The organism is Pseudomonas sp. GW822-FHT02D10, from assembly GCF_058802345.1.
This window is the reverse complement of record NZ_JBXAOB010000001.1, coordinates 89,381-103,731: the sequence shown is the minus strand read 5'-3', so window position 1 is coordinate 103,731 and position 14,351 is coordinate 89,381. Positions and strand designations below refer to the sequence as shown.

The 14,351-nt window shown below is 58.9% G+C and carries 12 protein-coding genes; 9 read left to right on the top strand and 3 right to left on the bottom strand.

The features are described from left to right. Nucleotides 1-104: 104 nt before the first annotated feature. A complete protein-coding gene (locus AC1RPZ_RS00475; protein WP_493133749.1) occupies nt 105-794 on the bottom strand; it encodes a response regulator transcription factor in 690 nt (229 codons plus the stop codon). 119 nt (nt 795-913) lie between these two features. On the opposite strand from AC1RPZ_RS00475, the gene AC1RPZ_RS00470 reads away from it, so the two are divergent. From AC1RPZ_RS00470 to pmrG, 3 genes are all read left to right on the top strand, one after another. Further along, complete coding sequence (locus AC1RPZ_RS00470) at nt 914-1,606, top strand: response regulator transcription factor (protein ID WP_493133747.1); 693 nt, start codon at nt 914-916, stop codon at nt 1,604-1,606. Continuing rightward, nucleotides 1,584-2,957 (top strand): sensor histidine kinase, encoded by a 1,374-nt coding sequence (locus AC1RPZ_RS00465; RefSeq protein ID WP_493133745.1) that lies wholly within the window; start codon nt 1,584-1,586, stop codon nt 2,955-2,957. The genes AC1RPZ_RS00470 and AC1RPZ_RS00465 overlap by 23 nt, the downstream gene beginning before the upstream one ends. A gap of 297 nt (nt 2,958-3,254) precedes the next feature. Then, nucleotides 3,255-3,935: a lipopolysaccharide core heptose(II)-phosphate phosphatase PmrG gene (pmrG, locus tag AC1RPZ_RS00460; protein ID WP_493133743.1), complete on the top strand. Its 681-nt coding sequence runs from the start codon at nt 3,255-3,257 to the stop codon at nt 3,933-3,935. A 64-nt stretch (nt 3,936-3,999) separates the two neighbouring features. Here pmrG and AC1RPZ_RS00455 read toward each other — a convergent pair whose 3' ends face one another. Further along, nucleotides 4,000-4,164: a hypothetical protein gene (locus AC1RPZ_RS00455; protein ID WP_493133741.1), complete on the bottom strand. Its 165-nt coding sequence runs from the start codon at nt 4,162-4,164 to the stop codon at nt 4,000-4,002. Between the two features lie 145 nt (nt 4,165-4,309). Here AC1RPZ_RS00455 and arnT point away from each other — a divergent pair, with 145 nt between their 5' ends. The 5 genes from arnT (at nt 4,310) to AC1RPZ_RS00430 (ending at nt 11,729) form a co-directional block, all read left to right on the top strand. Next, nucleotides 4,310-5,959 carry a lipid IV(A) 4-amino-4-deoxy-L-arabinosyltransferase gene (arnT, locus tag AC1RPZ_RS00450; protein ID WP_493133739.1) on the top strand — a complete coding sequence of 550 codons (1,650 nt, stop codon included), beginning with the start codon at nt 4,310-4,312 and terminating at the stop codon, nt 5,957-5,959. Between the two features lie 158 nt (nt 5,960-6,117). Continuing rightward, nucleotides 6,118-7,653, top strand: a complete 1,536-nt coding sequence (locus tag AC1RPZ_RS00445; protein ID WP_493133737.1) for an ArnT family glycosyltransferase — start codon at nt 6,118-6,120, stop codon at nt 7,651-7,653. Nucleotides 7,654-7,982: 329 nt separating this feature from the next. Continuing rightward, complete coding sequence (locus AC1RPZ_RS00440) at nt 7,983-8,999, top strand: iron ABC transporter substrate-binding protein (protein ID WP_493133735.1); 1,017 nt, start codon at nt 7,983-7,985, stop codon at nt 8,997-8,999. A 4-nt stretch (nt 9,000-9,003) separates the two neighbouring features. Continuing rightward, nucleotides 9,004-10,626, top strand: a complete 1,623-nt coding sequence (locus AC1RPZ_RS00435; protein ID WP_493133733.1) for an ABC transporter permease — start codon at nt 9,004-9,006, stop codon at nt 10,624-10,626. Further along, nucleotides 10,623-11,729 (top strand): ABC transporter ATP-binding protein, encoded by a 1,107-nt coding sequence (locus AC1RPZ_RS00430; RefSeq protein WP_493133731.1) that lies wholly within the window; start codon nt 10,623-10,625, stop codon nt 11,727-11,729. The genes AC1RPZ_RS00435 and AC1RPZ_RS00430 overlap by 4 nt, the downstream gene beginning before the upstream one ends. A 10-nt stretch (nt 11,730-11,739) precedes the next feature. Here the strand turns inward: AC1RPZ_RS00430 and AC1RPZ_RS00425 are convergent, their stop codons facing one another. Then, entirely contained in the window at nt 11,740-12,663 is a 924-nt protein-coding gene (locus tag AC1RPZ_RS00425; RefSeq protein ID WP_493134763.1) for a site-specific integrase, read from the bottom strand. Nucleotides 12,664-13,204: 541 nt separating this feature from the next. On the opposite strand from AC1RPZ_RS00425, the gene arnB reads away from it, so the two are divergent. After that, nucleotides 13,205-14,347: a UDP-4-amino-4-deoxy-L-arabinose aminotransferase gene (gene arnB / locus AC1RPZ_RS00420; protein WP_493133729.1), complete on the top strand. Its 1,143-nt coding sequence runs from the start codon at nt 13,205-13,207 to the stop codon at nt 14,345-14,347. The last annotated feature ends 4 nt before the right edge of the window (nt 14,348-14,351 follow it).

Sequence of the window (14,351 nt, the reverse complement as noted above, 5' to 3'; positions counted from 1 at the left end):
TGACACGCGATCTCCGGCTCAAGCCTTTGTGGAGCAAGTCCACGAATGAGCCGAAGATAGCCAACAGCGCCTAGCAGAGCGTTCGCCTGTAGGTAAACTTTTGTTTAATCGGGCTCGGGGCCGGCCTGAAAGCTGTAGCCCGCACCCGGGATGGTCTTGATCAGCGAGTACTCGAAACCTTCATCAAGTTTGCGCCGAAGACGATGGATATGTTTATCGATGACATTGTCGTTGGGGTCGAAAGCGTAATCCCAGGCGCTGTCGAGCAGCATGTCGCGGGTCACCACCTGGCCGCTGTGACGCATGAGTTTTTCCAGCAGTAACGCTTCACGCTGCTGCAAGGTAATGCTGCGCCCCTGACGCACCGCCGTACGCGTCGCGCAGTCGAGTTCCAGCTCTCCAACGATCAGCTTGCGCCCTCCAGCGCTCGGTTGATCGGCACCGCGCAACAAGGCGTCGAGTCGCGCCAGCACTTCGGCGAAGGCATAGGGTTTGGCCAGGTAATCGTCGCAACCGGCTTGCAGGCCTTCGACCTTTTGCGCGGTGGTCGACTGAGCACTGAGCATCAACACCGGAATACGCAAGCCACGACTGCGTATCGCCCGCACCAACGCGATACCGTCGAGCCCCGGCAAGCGCCGGTCGACAATCAACGCGTCATGAATGCCTTCCAACGCCATGGCCAGGCCATCGTTGCCTTCTTCGGCGACATCCACCACGTGCCCGCTTTCCGTCAGCCCACGCAACAGGTAGGTCGCGGTCTGGGCATCGTCTTCAACGACTAGAATGCGCAAGGAGCTTCCTCTCATAACAAAAAACTAAACTTTTATTTATCTGGCGGCGACGTTGGCGTCTGCCTGGATTTGACACACTATGCCATCTCTCACTCGTTCAAGTGGCCGGTTCAACTCCCATGACCCACGTTCTGGTCGTCGAAGACGACAACTCCACCGCTCGTGAAATTGAAGCAGCACTGCAGGATCACGGCTTTACGGTCACTTGCGTGAACAACGGCCGTGACGGTTTGCTCAAGGCCCTCGGCGAGCCCTTCGACCTGATCGTCCTCGACCGGATGCTGCCCGGTGGCATCGATGGGCTGGGCGTATTGACCGCCTTGCGGGCGGCGAGTGTGAGCACGCCGGTATTGATCCTCAGTGCCCTGAGTGCGCTGGATGAACGTGTTCGAGGCTTGCGCGCCGGTGGCGATGACTACCTGACCAAGCCCTTCGAATTCATCGAACTCACCGCACGGCTGGACGCCTTGAGCCGTCGCCGTGCCGAACCCAGCACCCGCGAGCCGGACAATCAGCTGCGCGTCGGCAACCTGCACGTCGACCTGTTACGGCGCAGTGTGCGCCGTGGCGATCGGACCATCGACCTGGTTCCGCGTGAATACGCGCTGCTGGAACACCTGATGCGCAACGCCGAACAGGTGGTCACGCGCACCATGTTGTTTGAAGCCGTATGGAATTACAGCTATGACGAGCGCACCAATGTCATCGAAGTGCACATCGGCCGTCTGCGTCGCAAGATCGACGCCGAAGGCGAAGCGCAGATGATCCACACCATTCGGGGGGCCGGTTATGTTCTCCGTTCACCTGAGTGAGATTCCGCGCACCATCAGCTTTCGCACGGGCCTGATGTTTCTGGGACTGTTCGGTTGCTCGTTTCTCGCGCTGTTTGGCTACATCTACTGGCAGACCGCGTTTTACCTGAAGACCGAGGCCGACACTGCGCTGTATCGCCAGGTAGAGAGTCGCAGCCAGCAAACCCCGCAGCTGCGTGAAGAGGAAATCCGCAAACACGCCAGTTCGGACACAGAAGGCCGCCTGCCCCATAGTTTGTTCGATGAAAAGGACCAGTACATTGTCGGCGCCATTCATCAACTGCCAGCGTTCAGCAAATATGATCGCCCCACCGAGTTCGACTGGCAGAAAAGCAACGATCGCTCTCGTCCCGTGCGGTTTATCGCCCATCGACTGGAAGACGGCAAAACCCTGCTGGTCGCCCAGGACATGCACGATATCCAGGAGTTCGACGAACTTCTGGTCCATGCACTGATTTCCGGTGGGGTCCTGCTGCTGGTGGTCGGCCTGTTAGGCGCGATCGGACTGGGTTACTCGGCGCGGCGCCGGCTCGACCGGTTGAGCGATTCGATCAAAGGCATTATCGAAGGCGACTTGAGTGGCCGCTTGCCAACCCTGGGCAACAACGATGACATCGACCGCCTCGCCAACGTCGTCAACAGCATGCTGGATGAACTGGAACGGTTGATGAGCGAGGTCAAAGGTGTCTGCGACGACATCGCCCACGACCTTCGCACGCCCTTGACCCGGCTGATCGCGGGCCTTGAGCGCGCGCAGCGTCGAGGTCTGCGTGAGGACGAATATGCCACCAGCATTGATTCGGCTCTGGCCGAGGCCAAGGGCTTGCTGATGACGTTCCGTGCCTTGTTGCGCATTTCGGAGATTGAGGACAGTGCGCGACGCAGCCACTTTGCACCGGTCGATCTGAACCTGATTGGCGCCGATGCCGCCGAACTCTACGAACCGCTGGCCGAGGAGCGCGGCATCAGCCTGGCGTTCCATGCCAGCACGGAGTCAGCGCTGATCGCCGGTGATGCCCAATTGCTGTTCGATGCGTGCTGCAATCTGTTGGATAACGCAATCAAGTTCTCTCCCGACCATAGCAGCGTCAGTCTCAGGGTTATTGCTGATGGAGCAGACGTCGGTATTCGGGTAACCGACAATGGTCCGGGCATTCCGGAAGCCGAGCGCGAGGCGGTATTTCGCCGGCTCTACCGTTCAGAGCTGAGTCGCCACACCCCCGGCAATGGATTGGGCTTGAGCATGGTCTCGGCGGTGGCGCGGTTACACGACATGAAACTGGCGGTTTACGACGCCGGCCCGGGTTGCAGAATAGATCTGCTGGGGAAGCCGCCCCACGAAGCAATTTGAAACAGGTGCGCCTGAGCGGGCACTTGCCGACTCCCCCGACGACCGCACTCGCGGTCCCGGCGAGGCGGCGCCCATGGTGGGCAATGTACTTGAAATCAACTAATTAGCCTTGATTAAGTGAAGGTTAAGAGTCCCCGCAAAATTTTCACATTCGTTTCACTTATCCCCCACCTGCCTGCCCCTAAATTGACCGGCACAATTCGACCTTCAATGCTCGCGTTTCTTATGTACTGACTAAGCTGCCTGCTTGAACGGTGTCGAACTTCTTCGTCCCAATACTATTGACAGGTGAAAGGCGTGGTTAATTCTGCAATGCCCAAGGACTCGCCTAAACGGGCGATCAAAAACCGCTTCATGAAAGTGACCCTCGCCGCATCGGCGGTGATCGTGGCAGCACTGGTCACCGGTTTCGTCTTGTGGCCCCACACTCCTGCGATGCTGGCGGAAGGAAATCACATGGCAACGGCTGGTGTCTTCGAACACTGGCAGGCTGGGGATGTGGTGGTGCTGGTTCGGCATGCCGAACGTTGCGATCAGTCGAAAAATCCTTGCCTGGGCCCGGCCGACGGTATTACCCAGGTAGGCAGTGCGGCATCGACCGAGGTGGGCAAGGGGTTCAACGCTCTGGGCATGGACCATGCGGATGTGTTCAGCAGCCCGGCGACCCGCACGATGCAAACCGCGCAATACATGTTCGGTAAAGAGGCGACGCATCAGGAATGGCTGGCCCAGTGCGGCAAGGCCATGCGTGACGATGTCGTTGCACACAAAACCGCGCATCGCAACCTGGTCCTGGTCACCCACAGCGGCTGCATCAGTGACTTCGAGAAGCAAACCGGCTTCAAGCATGCCCCCACCAGTGAGTACACCAGCGCCCTGTTCGTCTCGGTTACCGCTGACGGGCAGTTGAAAATCCTCGGCATTGTGAACTCCCAGGACTGGCCAACCGTGCTGGATAAACGATTCGCCAGCAAATAGTGCTTGCGGTCAGTGCACGCAGACGCGGTTAACGAACTCAAAACGTCGCCACTACGGCAGTTCGTCAGCGTTTGCGTGCGCTTGAAACAAGCTGAATAACTTTATTTTTTAATGTCATGCGTCGCCGTTTTTCTTTTGCCGAATAATACGGCCGGATCGTCGCTACAGCGATGTCTATGCCCCAGCGCGCGCCTTTGTTGGACAAAGCCTGCGCAGCACCGAACGTCATAACCAAAACACTAAAAACCGAGCAATGTCTTCCGGTATCAAGGCCGTCTCATGAAGCGAAAAATCATACTCGTCACGCATCACTTTACTGATTGCTCACGCAGCAATCCGAACCGTCGCATGAAGTCGCAGGGAGCACGAGTCAAATGATCAAACGCTGGGCTTTACCTTGCCTGTTGTTGGCCTTTGGCCTGTTTTACCTGCTGCCGATGGTGGGCCATGGGTTATGGATTCCCGACGAACCCCGCTACGCGCAGATCAGCCAGGAAATGTTGCTGAGCGGTGACTGGGTGTCTCCGCATTTCATGGGCTTTCGTTATTTCGAGAAGCCCATTGCCGGTTACTGGATGATCGCCATCGGTCAGGCGATCTTTGGCGAGAACCTGTTTGGTGTGCGTATTGCCTCGGCGGTCAGCACCGGGCTGAGTGTGTGGCTGGCTTATTTGATCGCCCGTCGGATGTGGAACGATCCGCGCAAGAGTTTCGCTGCCGCCCTGCTCTACATGAGCTTCGGCCTGATCGCCGGCCAGGCTGGCTACTCCAACCTCGATCCGCAGTTCACTTTCTGGGTCAACCTGAGCCTGGTTGCCCTGTGGTTTGCCCTGGATAACAAAACCCCACGCGGCAGACTCGGTGCCTGGGCCCTGCTCGGCCTCGCCTGTGGCATGGGTTTCCTGACCAAGGGTTTCCTTGCCTGGCTGTTGCCGGTGTTGATCGCAGTGCCTTATATGATCTGGCAAAAGCGCTTTGGCGAGTTACTGCGCTATGGCCCGGTAGCGATGGTTGTCGCCATTGTTGTCAGCCTGCCGTGGGTGTTGTCGATCCACAGCCAGGAACCCGATTTCTGGCGGTACTTCTTCTGGCAAGAGCACATTCGCCGGTTCGCCGCCGAAAATGCCCAGCACACCCGGCCGTGGTGGTTCTTCCTGCCGATCATGGTGGTTTCGAGCTTGCCGTGGGCGGCCCTGCTGCCATCGACGCTGGCCCAGGCCTGGAAAAACAAGACTCAGAACACCACTGGTTTCCTGCTGTTGTGGATGCTCCTGCCGCTGGTGTTTTTCAGCCTGAGCAAGGGCAAGCTGCCAACCTACATCATGCCGTGCCTGTTGCCGCTGGCCTTGCTGATGGCCAATACGTTGATCGATCTGGTGAACGAGGCCCGTGGCCGGTCGATTCGCATCAACGGCTTGCTCAACACGGCGATCGCGACGATTGCCCTGATTGTCCTGATCTATCTGCAGATCACCAGGCCGATCTTCGAAAACACCGAAATGTTCCCAATGTCGCTGGGCTTCATCGTGCTGGCCGGCTGGATCATCGCCAACGCCCTGCAAGCCCTTCGACCTCTGGTCTATTGGGCCACCCCGGCGCTGGGAATCTGGCTCCTGGTCGCCTTGTTACCGGCGGCGATGCCCAACGCCATCGTCAACAGCAAAATGCCTGACCAGTTCATCGCCGAGCATGTTCAGGAGTTGAGCGAGACCACTTCTTTACTGAGTAACGATTTGGGCGCGGCCTCGGCATTGTCCTGGCGCCTGAAACGCCCGCAAGTCGACCTGTACAACACGGTGGGTGAGCTGAAGTACGGCACTGACTACCCTGAGGCCGCACACCGCAAAGTCGACATGGACAGCATCCAGCAGTGGATGACCGAAGCCCGCAAAAAGGGTTCGGTGGGTGTGGTCATGCGTGTGAAAAACGCCCTGGAAGAACAGGAAGTCTTGCTGCTGCCAATCGATGGCAAACATTACAAGCGGGGCGAACTTGAGATCCTGATCTTCCCGAAACAACCCTGATCCATCATCCTGATGCGCTGGTTTGCCGGGTGACGATATCCCTATCGTCACCCGGCAAGTAGATGATTTGCACTTTCTGACCCTGGCGCGCAGGTCGCGGCGTCCATTGGCACGGAGCGATCCGGCGGCTGGCGGTCGAGACCTACAGGAAACACCACATGAAGTCGCGGGAAACGGAAACACGCGCGCTGCTGATCCTGCTTGGGGTTTCAGCGCTTCTCCTGTTATTGGGGCTGGGCACACGGGAACTCTGGGGCCCGGAAACCCGTTGGGCGAATATCACGTTGCAGATGCTGCAAAGCGGTAACTACTTCGACCCGTACCTCATGGGCGGCTCCTATTACGACAAGCCGCTGCCCTCCTACTGGTTGATTACCGCCACCACTTGGTTCACAGGCGGCCTTGGCCACTGGTCCTTGCGCCTGACGTCGGTGATTTCAGCCTGGCTGAGTGTCTGGCTGGTCTACCTGATCGGCGAGCAGCTGTTTCGCAAAGGCACCGGCCTGATCGCCGGCTGGATGCTGGCAACCACCTTCTATTTCGTCTTTTGGGCCCGGGTCGCGACGGCTGACATTCTGACCGTGTGCGGTGTGCTGGCGGCGGTCTGGTGGTATTGGCGCGGCCCGGACGATACGCGTCTCGGTCGCTATTGCGTATTCTTCCTGCTGCTGTCCGTGACCTCTCTGTTCAAAGGCCTGATCGGTTTCATCCTGCCGGGGCTGCTACTGCTGCCCCATCTGCTGCAAGACGGCCGCTGGAAACGTCACCTCAACCTGCGTCTATGCGTCGCCCTGCTGGTTGGCGGCGTTGTCTACGCGGTGCCGTTCGTGTTGTCGAATATCTACGGTGCCCCCACCTCCGCCGAGAGTGGTCTGGGACTGGTCTTCCGGGAAAACGTAGTGCGGTTTTTCCAGCCGTTCGACCACATCGGGCCGATTTACACCTACCTGATTTACTTGCCGGTCTACACCTTGCCATGGGCACCGTACTGGGTGCTTGGGCTGTGGGTCGCGGCTCGCAACTGGCGCACGCTCGAACCCAATGCCCGCTGGTTGATCTGGGGTCTGGGCTTGCTGTTCCTGTTCTTCACTGCCAGCGGTAGTCGACGCAGTTATTACGTCTTGCCGCTGGTGCCGTTTGCCCAGCTGCTGGCGGCCTGGTGGGTCACCCGGCGCATGGAACAACGGCGTGCTGCCGGCAAAGTCGAAGGACGCGGGCTGAAGATCGGCTTTGGCGTCACGACCGCCCTGCTGTTGCTGATACTCGGGATTATCGTGCCCTGGAGTAACGGTGGTGGCGGCGTCGTGCAGTTCGGCAAGGACGTCAAGGCTCAAGCCAGCCTGATTGCACCGTGGAATCAATGGCGGATGGTGATGGTCGAGGTCGACAACAAAGTCCCGATGTACCTGCAAAACGACGGTGCGCCTTTCTACTACGTGCCTGACACCCAGGACTTCCCCCGTGAAGGCAGCAGCGCACAGTTCATGGCGTGGCTGGAAAAGACCAGCGGCCAGCAGTGGAACCCGCAGCGCACCATCATTGTGGCGCAATACAAGCGTGGCGATCAGCTGCCGTTGAACTACTTGACCGTCGACCATCAAGCCGTCGTCACGCAACCCGACAACGGCGAACGGCTGATGCATCCGCGCTCGGACGCCAGCGTCGCCTTCATCCCCAACGCCCCCGCCCAATGAAAAAGCATCGAGAGGCCCATTGGGCCTCTCGATGCTTTCCAGCACTGCTCACGTGAAATCAGTGAGCCTCGTCGACGATATCGTTTGAATTCAGACCGCTCTGCCCTTCAAAATGCAACCGAGCGACTCAATCTAAATACAAACGACATTGATTAATGATTGTTTTGACGTTTTTTTCACATATCCCACACTAAATTGCCGGCGCATGAAAGGCATGCGAATGATTCGCATTGTTTTGAGCAAGCTGCAGGGACTGCAGGAACTGATTGACAGGCTTGCCCAGCTGATTCTTAAAGATTCTTAAAAAAACTGCAGGAGCTGCTAACAAAATGAATCCTCGTCTCCCTTCGTTTCTGAAAACCGCGCTGCTCGCCACGGCTCTTGTGGGTGCCGGCCATGTCTTTGCTGCGCCAAGTGCCGAAGGCATCGTCGTCTACAACGCTCAGCATGAGACCCTGACCAAGGCCTGGGTCGAAGGTTTTACCCATGAAACCGGGATCAAGGTCACGCTGCGCAACGGCGATGACAGCGAGATGGGCAATCAGCTCGTGCAAGAAGGTGCAGCCTCCCCGGCTGACGTGTTCCTGACCGAGAACTCCCCGGCTATGGTGCTGGTAGATAACGCCGGGTTGTTTACCCCTGTTGCGCCATCGACCCTGGAACAAATCGGTTCGGCCTATCGCCCAGCCCATGGCAAGTGGGTGGGCATCGCCGCTCGCTCCACCGTGTTTGTCTACAACAAAAGTAAACTGGCCGAAGCCGATCTGCCGAAGTCTCTGATGGACCTGGCGTCCCCAAGCTGGAAAGGCCGTTGGGCGGGTTCGCCAGCCGGTGCCGACTTCCAGGCCATCGTCAGCGCCGTACTGGAACAAAAGGGCGAAGCTGCCACCCTGGAATGGCTCAAAGGCATGAAAGCCAACGCCACCGCCTACCGCGGCAACAGCGCTGTGCTCAAAGCCGTTAATGCCGGCCAGATCGAAGGCGGCGTGATCTATCACTACTACAGCTTCGTCGATCAGAGCAAAACCGGCGAAAACAGCAAGAACACCTCGCTGCACTACTTCAAGCACAAAGATCCGGGCGCGTTTGTCAGCCTCTCCGGTGGCGCCGTTCTGGCCTCCAGCAAACACCAGGAAGAAGCTCAGGCTTTCCTGAAGTGGATCACCGGCAAAGAAGGTCAGGCCATTCTGAAAACCGGCAAGTCGTTTGAATACGCCGTAGGCCAGAATGCCGAGTCGAACCCGAAACTGGTGCCGCTGGCGCAACTTGACGCGCCTGCCGTCGACGCCTCCAAACTCAACAGCAAAAAAGCTGTCGAGCTGATGACTCAGGCGGGGTTGTTGTAATCTGATGTCCAAGCCAGTCGCGCTGCCAGAAGCTGCTGAAGTAGCCGGGGTCGCCCACCCGGTGACTCTAGCCAGCTCACGTCCACACCCTCGCCGCGCTCCCGGAGGGCGCGGCGGCACGTGGGTGATCGCAATCTCCATTCTGGTGTCGTTGCTGGCGCTGCTGCCGCTGGCGTTTGTCATCGGCATTTCCATCAAGACCGGCTGGGCGACGATCGCCGAGCTGGTCTTGCGGCCTCGAGTCGCCGAACTTTTGATCAACACTGTGTTGCTGGTGGTGATCACGATTCCCCTGTGTGTCGCGCTCGGCGTGGCACTCGCCTGGTTGACCGAACGCACCGACTTGCCGGGCCGCCGCCTCTGGTCGGTGCTGGCAACGGCACCGATTGCGGTGCCGGCCTTTGTCCACAGTTATGCCTGGGTCAGCCTGGTACCACCGATTCATGGGTTGTTTGCCGGGGTACTGGTTTCGGTTATCGCCTACTTCCCGTTCCTCTATCTCCCCGTCGCCGCCACCCTGCGACGCCTGGACCCGGCCATCGAAGATGTCTCCGAATCGCTGGGGCTGAAGCCCTGGGCGGTGTTTTTCCGGGTCGTGCTACCGCAACTGCGCCTGGCGATTTGCGGCGGAGCCTTGCTGGTCGGCCTGCACTTGCTGGCCGAATACGGCCTGTACGCGTTGATTCGCTTCGACACGTTCACCACCGCAATCTTTGACCAGTTCCAGTCGACCTTCAACGGTCCGGCGGCGAACATGCTGGCCGGGGTTCTGGCACTGTGCTGCCTGCTGATGTTGACCGCTGAATCCGCCTCCCGTGGTCATGCGCGTTACGCGCGGGTCGGTTCCGGCAGTGCACGACTGCAACGTACTCAGCGTCTGACGCGCAATACCAAAGCCGCCATGCTGTTGCTGCCAATCATCAGCAGCGTGCTGGCACTCGGTGTACCGCTGTTTACCCTGGCCCAATGGTTAATTGCCGGTGGCTCGGAGGTCTGGCGCATGGCGGAAATTCTCCCGGCGTTGAAGCAGACCCTCGTACTGGCCAGCATCGGCGCGGTCATTACCACCTGCGCGGCGGTTCCAGTGGCCTGGCTGTCAATCCGTTCGCCGGGGCGCCTGCATCGTATTCTGGAAAGCTGCAACTACATCACCAGCTCGTTGCCGGGGATCGTCGTGGCGCTGGCACTGGTGACGGTCACCATCAACTTCGCCCGGCCGATTTACCAGACCACCATCACTGTGCTGCTGGCGTACCTGCTGATGTTCTTGCCACGCGCGCTGGTCAGTTTGCGCGCCGGCATTGCCCAGGCGCCGGTAGAGCTGGAAAACATCGCCCGCAGCCTGGGCAGCTCGCCGAGTAAGGCGCTCTGGCTGATTACCATGCGCCTGGCAGCGCCGGGAGCGGCAGCCGGTGCTGCGCTGGTGTTCCTGGCGATCACCAATGAACTGACCGCCACCCTGCTGCTCTCGCCGAGCGGCACCCGCACCCTGGCCACCGGTTTTTGGGCCATGACCAGCGAAATCGACTACGCCGCTGCGGCACCTTACGCGCTGATCATGATTTTGCTTTCGCTTCCGTTGACCGCGCTTCTCTATCATCAATCCAAACGCACGGCAGGCCGATGAACGCTCTCGAACTGAACTCCATCTACAAAACCTTCGGCGCCCTGCCCGCCCTCGACAACGTCAGCCTGACAGTGCCTGCGGGCAGCCGCACGGCTATCGTCGGCCCTTCCGGCTCGGGCAAGACCACCTTGCTGCGGATGATTGCCGGGTTCGAGTTTCCTGATTCGGGCAGCATCTCGCTCAACGGCCAGACACTGGTCGACGGTTCGACCGAAGTCCCCGCGCATCAGCGCATGATTGGTTATGTACCGCAGGACGGCGCGTTGTTTCCGCACATGACGGTTGCCGGCAACATCGCCTTTGGACTCTCGGGTGACTCTGCCTTGAAGCAAGCTCGCGTCGCCGAGTTGATGGACATGGTGGCGCTGGATTCGCGCATGAGCCAACGCTGGCCGCACGAACTTTCCGGTGGCCAGCAACAGCGGGTAGCCCTGGCCCGCGCCTTGGCGCAACGGCCTCGGTTGATGCTACTGGATGAGCCCTTCTCTGCACTGGACACCGGCCTGCGGGCGTCCATGCGCAAGATGGTTGCCAAACTGCTGTCAGACACCGGAGTCACCACTATTCTGGTGACCCACGACCAGTCCGAGGCGTTGTCATTCGCCGACCAACTGGCCGTGATGCGTCAAGGCCGGCTGGTGCAGACCGGTCAACCGATGGACCTGTACCTGCGTCCTGATGATGAAGAAACGGCGCTGTTTCTGGGGGATGCGGTGGTCATGCCGGCGTGGGTTGAAAATGGCTACGCGACCTGCGACCTGGGGCGGGTTCATGTCTCCACCACCTCGCAAAACGGCGCGGCGCAGATCATGTTGCGGCCCGAGCAGTTGCAGATTTCCAGTCAGGCCGCAGATCTGGAACAAGTGGACGGCTGCATCGGGGTAGTGACCGATCGCGACTTTGGCGGCAATACCTGCACCTTGACGGTGGAACTGAAACTGCCCTCACCCTCTACGGATGGACAGTCAACGAGCCGCTCGTTGCTGGTGCGAAGTTCTGGCGTACATGCACCGGCCGCTGGCAGTCTGGTGCACATTTCGACCTTGGGTCTTGCCCACGTACTGAGTGAGCCCCTTCGCCGGCAGGCGGTTGCAGCGCCCTGATCGATCACCTTCAGAGGTCGAATCGATCAATCGCCCGCCGCCGCTCGTTGTCATCGCGTACGTCGTAATTGGCGGTCGTCTGGATGTTGCTATGGTGGGCCAGTTTCTGGGCGATCGACAGGTCATGCTCCTCGATCACCCGGGTGATGAACGAACGGCGAAAGTCGTGAGGCATGATCTTCACCCCCACCTGCGCACCGCGTTGCCGGGCAATGTAGTAGATCGCGTGCTTGGTAATCCGCTCGCGGGTGATGTGGCTGCCGCGGCGAATCCGGTTGAACAGGAACCCATCGTCTTCCTGCCCTGGCGACAACAGTGAACGACGCAAATCAAGCCACGCCTGGAGCTTGGCAAAAACCCAGCTCGGCGCATATTTGATCAATTGCTTGTTACCTTTGGCCGTGACCCGCAGACTACGCTCGGCAAAGTCGACCTGCGTCAGGTCCAGGTTCACCGACTCGGACTTGCGCATCCCCGAGCCATAGAGAATCGCAATAATCGCCGCATCGCGCAGGCCCTGAGGCCTTGGGTCGGCAGCGCAGACCGCCATCAGGTCGCGAATCAGCGTGCGCTTGAGGTTGCGCCCCTGAGACAACCGGGTGCCGGCGATGCCTTTGACCGAGCGCATCTTCAGCAGGTGCTCGTGACTGATCAGGCTCAGACGCCAGGCTTCGTTCATCACGCCGCGTACAGCGTTGACGTAAAGTGAGGAGGTGTTGGGGGCGTAACCGTCACTGCGCAGCGTCGCAACCAGCGCGATAACATGCTCGGGTTGAAGTTCGTGCCAGGGGATTTCTTCGATGTTCAGCTCTTCAAAGCCCAGTCGATCTGCGGCATCCTGCAACACGTAGCGCATGGTCAGTTGACTTGAAGGGGCAAGACGCGCCAGATAAAACGTCAGCGGGTTGGGTTTGGCCGACCGAATGGCTGTCATTTCTGACGGGGCGGTGGCGCAGCGAGGCAATGCGGTGTCAGGTAGATCAATCAAACGGAACCAGCCTTAAATGAACGCCCCTCAACTCACGGAATTTGTGTTGAGAACAATGGAAAGTTGAGATAAACAGGGTAGCGGATCGGCAATGCGCGGCCCCTATGATGAGCTTCCTGGTAGTGCCAAAAAAATGGCGAAGGCTGTCATAAGGACCTTAAGGTATGAAAAAGCCTGAATATTTGCTGTAAAGGTTACAGTTAAACATTCTCGGTACCGGTTTTTCATGTCCCTTTCACATTTTCGAGATTACCCTCTGCGCATCCGGAGCGATGCCTTTGGGTCGCTCAAACTGCCGACTGACAAAATTAAACTCAATTAGTGCACTTTTTCCAAAAGATTGGTTAACTGATTGATATACTTTTCGTTTTTTCGTCCATGCTGTCACGGATGACGCGTCGAAGCACCGCTTCGAGCTGATTCGCAAGTTGTGACCGCTGATGTGCTGCCCATCCAGGCTGTTGATATTTCCGAACCCGAGGTCCACATGAATCAGGCTTTTCTCCCCTTCTCCCGCCCGAGCATCGGTGATGAAGAAATCGCCGCCGTTGAGCAGGTTTTACGCTCCGGCTGGATTACTACCGGGCCGAAGAACCAGGAGCTGGAAGAGCAATTCGCACAGTACGTAGGTTGCCAGCACGCCGTAGCGCTGTCTTCGGCCACCGGCGGCATGCACATCACGCTGCTGGCACTGGGCATCGGCCCTGGCGATGAAGTGATCACGCCGTCGCAGACCTGGGTCTCGACCGCCAACATGATCTGCCTGTTGGGCGCCACCCCGGTATTTGTCGACGTCGACCGTGACACCCTGATGACCGACGTCCAGGCCATCGAAGCCGCCATCACCCCGCGAACCAAAGCCATCATCCCGGTGCACTACACCGGCGCCGCGTTCGATCTCGATCCGCTTTATGCACTGGCAGACAAGCACGGTATCGCCGTCATCGAAGACGCCGCCCATTCTGCCGGTACCCGTTACCGTGGTCGCGCCATTGGCGCTCAGGGCACCGCAATCTTCTCGTTCCACGCGATCAAGAACATGACCTGCGCCGAAGGCGCAATGTTCGTCAGCGACAATCAAGCGCTGGCCGATCGTGTGCGCATGCTCAAGTTTCACGGCCTCGGCGTCGATGCTTACGATCGCCTGACCCACGGCCGTAAACCTCAGGCAATGGTCATCGAGCCGGGTTTCAAGTACAACCTGGCCGACATCAACGCCGCCATTGCTCTGGTGCAGTTGCAGCGCCTCGACGAAATCAATGCCAAACGCACAGTGTTGGCGCAGACCTATCTGCAACGTCTGGAAGGCCTGCCGGTACAACCCCTGAGTGTGCCGACTACTTACCCGCAGCAGCACGCCTGGCATCTGTTTATACTGCGCATCGATGCGGAACGTTGCGGGATGGACCGCGAGGCTTTCATGAAAGCCTTGCAAGAACAGAATATTGGTACGGGTATTCACTTTGTGGCCACCCACCTGCACACTTACTACCGCCAGCGATTCCCGGGCATCCATCTGCCCAACACCGAGTGGAACTCGGCACGACTGTGCTCGATCCCGCTGTTCCCCGACATGACTACCGACGATGTCGAACGCGTCGTTGGCGCCATTGAAAACATTCTGGACTGAAGCC

Excerpts from the sequence above, each read along its gene's own strand:
- arnB (WP_493133729.1), top strand. The coding sequence starts at position 13,205 with ATGAATCAGGCTTTTCTCCCCTTCTCCCGCCCGAGCATCGGTGATGAA.
- arnT (WP_493133739.1), top strand. The coding sequence starts at position 4,310 with ATGATCAAACGCTGGGCTTTACCTTGCCTGTTGTTGGCCTTTGGCCTG.
- AC1RPZ_RS00440 (WP_493133735.1), top strand. The coding sequence starts at position 7,983 with ATGAATCCTCGTCTCCCTTCGTTTCTGAAAACCGCGCTGCTCGCCACG.
- AC1RPZ_RS00465 (WP_493133745.1), top strand. The coding sequence starts at position 1,584 with ATGTTCTCCGTTCACCTGAGTGAGATTCCGCGCACCATCAGCTTTCGC.
- AC1RPZ_RS00445 (WP_493133737.1), top strand. The coding sequence starts at position 6,118 with ATGAAGTCGCGGGAAACGGAAACACGCGCGCTGCTGATCCTGCTTGGG.
- AC1RPZ_RS00425 (WP_493134763.1), bottom strand. The coding sequence starts at position 12,663 with ATGACAGCCATTCGGTCGGCCAAACCCAACCCGCTGACGTTTTATCTG.
- AC1RPZ_RS00435 (WP_493133733.1), top strand. The coding sequence starts at position 9,004 with ATGTCCAAGCCAGTCGCGCTGCCAGAAGCTGCTGAAGTAGCCGGGGTC.
- AC1RPZ_RS00430 (WP_493133731.1), top strand. The coding sequence starts at position 10,623 with ATGAACGCTCTCGAACTGAACTCCATCTACAAAACCTTCGGCGCCCTG.
- AC1RPZ_RS00470 (WP_493133747.1), top strand. The coding sequence starts at position 914 with ATGACCCACGTTCTGGTCGTCGAAGACGACAACTCCACCGCTCGTGAA.
- AC1RPZ_RS00455 (WP_493133741.1), bottom strand. The coding sequence starts at position 4,164 with ATGACGTTCGGTGCTGCGCAGGCTTTGTCCAACAAAGGCGCGCGCTGG.